Genomic DNA, 6248 nt, shown 5'->3' on the forward strand with positions numbered 1-6248 from the left:
GGCACCCCGGGCGGCCACGGCCTGCACATCGTGCAGCGCCTGTCCGACCGCTGGGGCACGGACACCCACGAGCACGGCAAGGCCGTCTGGGCCGAGATCGAAGCGGCACGGCTGAAGTCCGGCAGGCCTGCGGCGCGCTGACCGCACCGGGGCCCCGCCCCGCGGGTCCGGTCGCCGGCCGTCCCGCGATGGGGGGCGTCGATCCGGCCGCCGGGGGCAGGAGCGCGTCATGACCTCTCATCAGCTCACCTCCCTGTCCCTGGCCCCGGCGATCGGGCCCTCCTGGGTGCACCTGCTCGTCATCGCGTTCGCGCTGATCGTCCTCGTGCACACCCTTGCCCGGCACCGGTAGGAAGCCGCGCCGCATCCGACAGCCCGCGGCCCGCAGCCGCGTACCGTACGGGCCACCGCCGGCCGGGAGTTCCGTCAGGGCCGCTGCCGCCCGTCCGTCGTGTCGTGCACGGTCGGAGCCCGGTCCAGGAGGACGCGGGGCAGGGCGCCGGGGTGCTTCTCCGCCAGCCAGCCGACGAGCTTCTCGCGTACTGCGCAGCGCACCGTCCACAGGTCGTCGGCGTCCTTGGCCGTGACGATGGCCCGCACCACGATGGTGGAGGGCGTCGTCTCCGTGACGGCCAGGTCCCAGCCGCGGCCGTCCCACTCCGGGCAGCCGTGCAGGATCTCGTGGACCTTGTCCCGTATGAGGTCCACGGGCGCACTGTGGTCGCAGTGGAGGAAGACCGTACCGGTCATCTGGACGCCGCCGCGCGACCAGTTCTCGAAGGGCCGGGTGGTGAAGTACGAGACGGGCATGGTGATGCGGCGCTCGTCCCAGGTGCGTACGGCGAGGAAGGTGAGGGTGACGTCCTCGACCACTCCCCACTCGCCGGCGACCACGACCGTGTCTCCGATGCGCACGAGGTCTCCGAAGGCGATCTGGAAGCCCGCGAAGAGGTTCCCGAGGGTGGGCTGGGCGGCCACGCCGGCCACGATGCCGATGATCCCGGCGGAGGCGAGCACGGAGGTGCCGAGCGCGCGGAAGCTCGGGAAGGTGAGGAGCATCGCGGCGACCGCGATCACGGCCGCGACGACCGTCACGACCCGCGTGATCAGCGTCACCTGGGTACGGACCCGGCGTACCCGGGCCGGGTCGCGGGTGCCGGTGGCGTAGCGGGCGTACCCCGACTCGACGACGGCGGAGGCGACGACCACGATCAGCCAGGCCCCGGCACCGATCAGGGCCAGAGAGAGGATCCGGCCCGCAGCGGCTGCATTGTCCCGCAGGGGCGGCCATCCCGTCTGCCGGTAGGCGCCCTTGAACAGCGCGGCCAGCAGGACGATCTGCAAGGCGTGGCGGCAGCGGCGCAACAGGTTCCACAACGGCGTTTCGGGGTGTCGCGCGCCGGCGCGGCGGAGCAGTCGGTCGACGGCCCAGCCGGCCGCGGCGGTGAGCAGGATCGAGCCTCCCAGGACGGTCAGGAGGCGAAGTACGGTGTTCATGTCTCCCCAGTGGGTGGACGGCACGGACTCCCGCGCGCCTGCCCCACGACAGGGACCTGACACGGGGAACGCACCGTCCGCGGGTCCCGTTCCGAGGGCGACGAGCTCGCTCCGGCCCGCGCGTGGGGCTCACTTCTCGCGCTGGAGGGCCTTCCGCCAACCCGCGCGACGCGGCTTCGAGACCGGCTTCGGCCCCGACTCCGGCTTCAGTTCCGGCCTCGGCCTCCGCTCCGGCTTCGGTTCCGGCTCCGGTTCCGGCTCCGGCCTCGCCGATGGCCCCGGCGTGCCCTGCCGGGGCCGGCGGTGCCACCAGTGCCTTCGGCGCGGGTGGACGGCCCGGCCCAGGCGGCGGCCGATCAGCAGGTAGCCGAGGAGGGCTCCGGTGGTGTTGAGGATGACGTCGTCGATGTCGAAGACGCGTCCCGTGACGAGGGCGCCCTGGATCAGCTCCACCAGCGTCATCAGACAGACCGTCACCGCGGCGACGCGCAGCAGCCCCCGGGCCTGGGGCATGAGGACGGGCAGGAGCACTCCGAACGGCAGGCCGAGCAGCAGGTTTCCGCCCAGTTGGCGCACCGCCTCGACGGTCGACGCTCCGTCGAGGTAGGCGTTGATCGAATGGCCGGGCCGGACGTTGCTGTGCACCAGGGCCACCGAGGCGGCGGACGGTTCCAGCGTGAGCCGGGCCAGGACCACGCTGAACAGGACGGTTCCGACGAAGGCGGCCACCATGGCCAGCGCCCGGACGGCCGGGTGCGCCGGACGGCGCCGGCGCCAGGTGCCCGCTACGGCTCCGCTGTCGGGGCTCTCACCGCGCCGCAGCGCGTGTCTCCATGTCATGGCGGCTCGTCTGCCCTGTGACGGGCCCGGTACGCGCGTCCGGCGGTGCGGGCCGGGTCGGGACCGGCGGGCCGCCGCACCGTCGGCGCGCGGGAGCGATTGAACGGGCGACGCCGGGGCAGGCGAGTTCGCGCGGGGCGCCGACAGTGCCCTGTACGACATCGAAAGGGAGGGACGGCGGGCACTGCCCCGACGCCCCCTGTCTGGCGAAGGAGTTGTTTTCGCGTGACTGAGCATGTGTGGAGCTACAGGTCGACCGCCGGCCACCTGACCGGTACCGATCTGATCGGGTACACGGTCGAGGCGACCGACGGCAGCATCGGCAAGGTCGACAAGCACTCCGACGAGGCCGGTGACGCCTACCTGGTCGTGGACACGGGGATCTGGATCTTCGGCAAGGAGGTCCTGCTCCCGGCGAGCACGGTGATCATCGTCGACGTGGAGCGGGAGAAGGTCTACGTCGACGGCACCAAGGAGCAGATCAAGAACGCTCCGGAGTTCCACCGCGAGAAGCACCTCGACGACGTCGGCTACCGCGAGGAACTCGGTACCTACTACTCCATCGGCGGCTTCGGCGGCCGGATCATCTGACCCGGAGCAGCAACCGGGCCCGGACTCGAAGAGTCCGGGCCCGGTGCCGTGCCGGCTGTCATCCCCGTACGAGTGCCCGTACGTTCTCGACGCTGCCGCAGTCGGCGGCGAGCTGTCGCTCCCGCTCCCGAAGGAAGGCCGCTCCGAGCTCGGTCCTCCGCTCGTCCGGGACGTTCTCCCGGGCTCCGTTCAGGATGGTGCGCTCCTCCTCGTCGAGGTGGTGGGAGACCGCCTTGACCAGGTCCTCCAGGCGCTCGTCCCACGCGTCGGAACCCACCTCCGGCACCTCCAGCAGCGCCAGGAGGGCCTCGTTGCCCTCGGCGTGCTCCTCGGCCCCGTGCTCCACCTCCGCGTTGTCGACGTCCTTGAACCGTTTCAGGGCTCCGTACACCTCGGCCTCCTCCGCCTCGCCGTGCGCGACGAGGAGCGCGGACAGCTTCGCGAGCGCGCCCGCACGGTCCGCCTCCACACTGCGCATCCGGCGGAAGAGGTCCTCCATCGTGCGGTGGTCCTTGAGGATCAAGGCGACGACGTCCTGGTTCTCGTGTGCGTCCGCGGCCATACCACGTGCCTCCTCGGCTTCCGGGGTTCGTTTCGCATGCGCGCCTGCTCGATACGGGCGGGTTCAAACCTTGGGCCCGGTCGGCGCCCGTGCGGGTTTGCCCGCTGCCCGGCAGGGCAACCGCGCCGACTGAGACCTGCAAGCCCCCGAACGGAGGCCTGAGATGTCAACGAATTCACTGATAGCCGTCGTCGTCGTGGCGGCGGTCGTCGTGATCGCGCTCATCGCACTGCTGTGGGCGCTGTCCCGGCGGCGCCACCTGCGCGCGCGGTTCGGCCCGGAGTACGAGCGCACCGTAGAGGAACGCGGGGACCGGCGGGCCGCCGAGCGTGACCTGCGCGCCCGTGAGGAACGGCACGGCCGGCTCGGCATCAAGGAGCTGCCGCCCGGGCGCAGGCAGGAGTACGCGGACGAGTGGACCGGGGTCCAGCAGCGGTTCGTGGACGAGCCCGGACGCTCCGTGACCGAGGCCGACGAGCTGGTGACCCGGCTGATGGGTGAACGCGGCTATCCCACCGAGGGGCACCGGGAACAGGTGCGGGACCTCTCCGTGGAGCACGGCCACACGCTGGAGCAGTACCGGGCCGCCCACGCGACCAAGGTGCGCGGCGGTGCGGGCGAGGCGACGACTGAGCAGCTGCGCGGGGCGATGGTGCACTACCGCACCCTGTTCGAGGAGCTGCTCTCCGACCAGAGGAGCCGGTGACATGAAGAAGATCTACGAGGACAGTGCCGGGCGGGGGACGGCGACCGAGCCCGTCCTCACGGCGCAGGACCTGGCCCGTCCCGGGCCCGCGGGCGGGCCGACACCGGATCGGGGCTCTCAGAACGAGGAGGAACCGCTTCTGGGAGCCGCCGAGGCCGAGCGCTACCACTCCACGTGGAGCGAGATCCAGGGCCGGTTCGTGGACGATCCCCAGGAGGCGGTCCGCGCGGCGGACGCCCTGGTGTCGGAGGTCATGCTCAAGTTCTCGGATTCCCTTTCCGCACGCCGGGACGGGCTGGAGGAGCAGTGGAAGAGCGGTGACCAGGTGGCCACCGAGGATCTGCGACAGGCCCTGCGCGCCTACCGCACCCTGGTCGACCGGCTGCTCGCCACCTGAGTCCCGGGGGCCCGGTGTCGGCATCCCGGGTCCTTCGCCGTGGTCGGCCGGGAAGGCGGCCACGGCGAAGGACTCTGGGCCATCCGGAGCAACGGGGGCGTGTTCCCTACGGGCCGCCGGTCATCCGCCGCCCGGTCGGTGGATAGTCGGTCGGGCGATCGGCCGCACGGGCTGCCGGCCCCGCGGCCAGGCGATACAGGGAGAGTGGATCCGATGGTGAAGAAGGCATTGCTGACGTACGCCTTGGCGGCCGGAGTACTGATCGGGCCGCTGAGCACGGCCGGTTGGGCGGCCGACGGGCTCGCCGCCGGGTACGGGCAGGGCAAGTCCGGCCCCGTGGGCGTCGTCGAGTCCCGCGCACCGCTCAACGTCCGCGAGAAGCCGACCGTGTACTCGGACGTGGTGAAGAAGCTGCATCCGCACGACCGGGTGCTCCTCGTGTGCCAGAAGCGCGGGGGCTGGGTGGACGGCAACCCGGTGTGGTACCGCCTGCACGGCTCGAAGGGCTGGGTCTCGGCCCGCTACGTGCACAACCTCCGGCCCGTCCGCCCCTGCTGAGAGCGCGATGAGCGGTGGAAAGCCGCAAAGGGAACGGCCCCCGGTGTTCGGGGGCCGTTCCCTTTGACGAGTTCCTCGAGCAGTCCCTTTTACGGGCGCTCCGCGCTCACGCGGTGGAGTGCAGTGCGGACCTCCGCGCTCCCGCCGTACGCAGTCCGCGCCGCTCGTGCGCGCTGAGCCCGCCCCAGACGCCGAACGGCTCTCCCACCTCCAGCGCGTGCCGCAGGCATGCTCGCTGCACCGGGCACAGCGCGCACACCTCCTTGGCCGCGGCGTCCCGCGCCTCCCGGTCCGGGCGCTGCTCGCCCGGGGGGTAGAAGAAGAGGCGCGAGCCCAGTCCCCGGCAGGCGGCGTCCTCCTGCCACAACCAGTGGTGCTCGGCACGACCCGGCAGACGCGACACATTTCCCACCTCGGAACCTCCATCGGAGAAGGCCCGGATCCGGAACGGGTTCCGATCGGATCCGGGCCTGATTCGGATGCGCGATCACTCCTCGTCTGACCCGCAGCGGTCGGTTCAAACAGCCTCTCCGCGCCGTGCCCGGCGGCTGCGCCGGGCGAGCAGGGCCGCGGCCAGTACGCCCGCGGCCGTGATCAGCGCCGTCCGGTGGCTCCGCGCCGTGGTCACGGCCCGTACGGCCCCGCCCCGTGCCGCGTCGAGCTTCTTGTCCTCGACCAGGCGGCCGACGTGCGATGCCGCCGTCTCCCGCAGCCGCTCGGCGGTCTCGTGGACCCGCCCCGAGGCGCCCGCCCTGGAGACCAGCGCTTCGACCGTCCGGCCCAGTTCCTTTCGGGTCCGGGCGGCCTGTCGGCGGAGCGCCCGTGCGCTGGGGACGGACTTGTTTCCGTGCAGTCCGGTCGTCGCCATCGTCATGATCGTCATCGTCGGGGTTCCCTTTCCTTCGAGTTCTCCGCCTGCCCGCGGGCCGGCCGGGTGCCGTCCGCCCGCGTTGCCCGCCTGACGGGCGTGCTGCGCGGATACCCGGCAACGGTCCGATGACACGGGCGAGTTGCCCCGGAAACGGGCTGGTGGGGGTTTCTCGCACAGAAAGGGTGCACCAAAACTCTAGGTGGGAGGTGGGGGCCCACCCTGCTAA

10 protein-coding genes are annotated in these 6248 nt (G+C 72.0%); 5 read left to right on the top strand and 5 right to left on the bottom strand.

The genetic code is table 11. The annotated features are described in order from the left end of the window. Nucleotides 1–229 precede the first annotated feature (229 nt). Nucleotides 230–352: a hypothetical protein gene (locus tag ACFWBW_RS41290; RefSeq protein ID WP_327250591.1), complete on the top strand. Its 123-nt coding sequence runs from the start codon at nt 230–232 to the stop codon at nt 350–352. A 74-nt stretch (nt 353–426) separates the two neighbouring features. Here ACFWBW_RS41290 and ACFWBW_RS41295 read toward each other — a convergent pair whose 3' ends face one another. Both ACFWBW_RS41295 and ACFWBW_RS41300 read right to left on the bottom strand, forming a co-directional pair. Then, on the bottom strand, nt 427–1497 hold the full coding sequence (locus ACFWBW_RS41295; protein WP_385384933.1) for a mechanosensitive ion channel family protein: 1071 nt from the start codon (nt 1495–1497) through the stop codon (nt 427–429). Between the two features lie 129 nt (nt 1498–1626). Then, nucleotides 1627–2337: a VanZ family protein gene (locus ACFWBW_RS41300; protein ID WP_385384936.1), complete on the bottom strand. Its 711-nt coding sequence runs from the start codon at nt 2335–2337 to the stop codon at nt 1627–1629. A 225-nt stretch (nt 2338–2562) separates the two neighbouring features. Here ACFWBW_RS41300 and ACFWBW_RS41305 point away from each other — a divergent pair, with 225 nt between their 5' ends. After that, a complete protein-coding gene (locus tag ACFWBW_RS41305) occupies nt 2563–2928 on the top strand; it encodes a PRC-barrel domain-containing protein (RefSeq protein ID WP_385384939.1) in 366 nt (121 codons plus the stop codon). Between the two features lie 58 nt (nt 2929–2986). Here the strand turns inward: ACFWBW_RS41305 and ACFWBW_RS41310 are convergent, their stop codons facing one another. Then, on the bottom strand, nt 2987–3490 hold the full coding sequence (locus ACFWBW_RS41310; protein WP_385384941.1) for a hemerythrin domain-containing protein: 504 nt from the start codon (nt 3488–3490) through the stop codon (nt 2987–2989). A 163-nt stretch (nt 3491–3653) separates the two neighbouring features. Between ACFWBW_RS41310 and ACFWBW_RS41315 the strand changes: the two genes are divergently transcribed. The 3 genes from ACFWBW_RS41315 to ACFWBW_RS41325 all read left to right on the top strand — a co-directional run bounded on the left by ACFWBW_RS41315 (nt 3654) and on the right by ACFWBW_RS41325 (nt 5151). Continuing rightward, nucleotides 3654–4196 carry a hypothetical protein gene (locus tag ACFWBW_RS41315; RefSeq protein WP_385384944.1) on the top strand — a complete coding sequence of 181 codons (543 nt, stop codon included), beginning with the start codon at nt 3654–3656 and terminating at the stop codon, nt 4194–4196. A 1-nt stretch (nt 4197) separates the two neighbouring features. Next, nucleotides 4198–4593, top strand: a complete 396-nt coding sequence (locus ACFWBW_RS41320; RefSeq protein ID WP_385384947.1) for a hypothetical protein — start codon at nt 4198–4200, stop codon at nt 4591–4593. A gap of 213 nt (nt 4594–4806) precedes the next feature. Beyond that, nucleotides 4807–5151, top strand: a complete 345-nt coding sequence (locus tag ACFWBW_RS41325; protein ID WP_385384950.1) for an SH3 domain-containing protein — start codon at nt 4807–4809, stop codon at nt 5149–5151. A gap of 106 nt (nt 5152–5257) precedes the next feature. Here ACFWBW_RS41325 and ACFWBW_RS41330 read toward each other — a convergent pair whose 3' ends face one another. Both ACFWBW_RS41330 and ACFWBW_RS41335 read right to left on the bottom strand, forming a co-directional pair. After that, nucleotides 5258–5554, bottom strand: a complete 297-nt coding sequence (locus tag ACFWBW_RS41330) for a WhiB family transcriptional regulator (protein WP_385384952.1) — start codon at nt 5552–5554, stop codon at nt 5258–5260. A gap of 114 nt (nt 5555–5668) precedes the next feature. Beyond that, nucleotides 5669–6034 (bottom strand): DUF3618 domain-containing protein, encoded by a 366-nt coding sequence (locus tag ACFWBW_RS41335; protein ID WP_385384955.1) that lies wholly within the window; start codon nt 6032–6034, stop codon nt 5669–5671. Nucleotides 6035–6248: the final 214 nt, after the last annotated feature.

The sequence above is a fragment of the Streptomyces sp. NPDC059957 genome, assembly GCF_042730015.1.
In the GTDB taxonomy this organism is placed as follows: Bacteria; Actinomycetota; Actinomycetes; order Streptomycetales; family Streptomycetaceae; genus Streptomyces.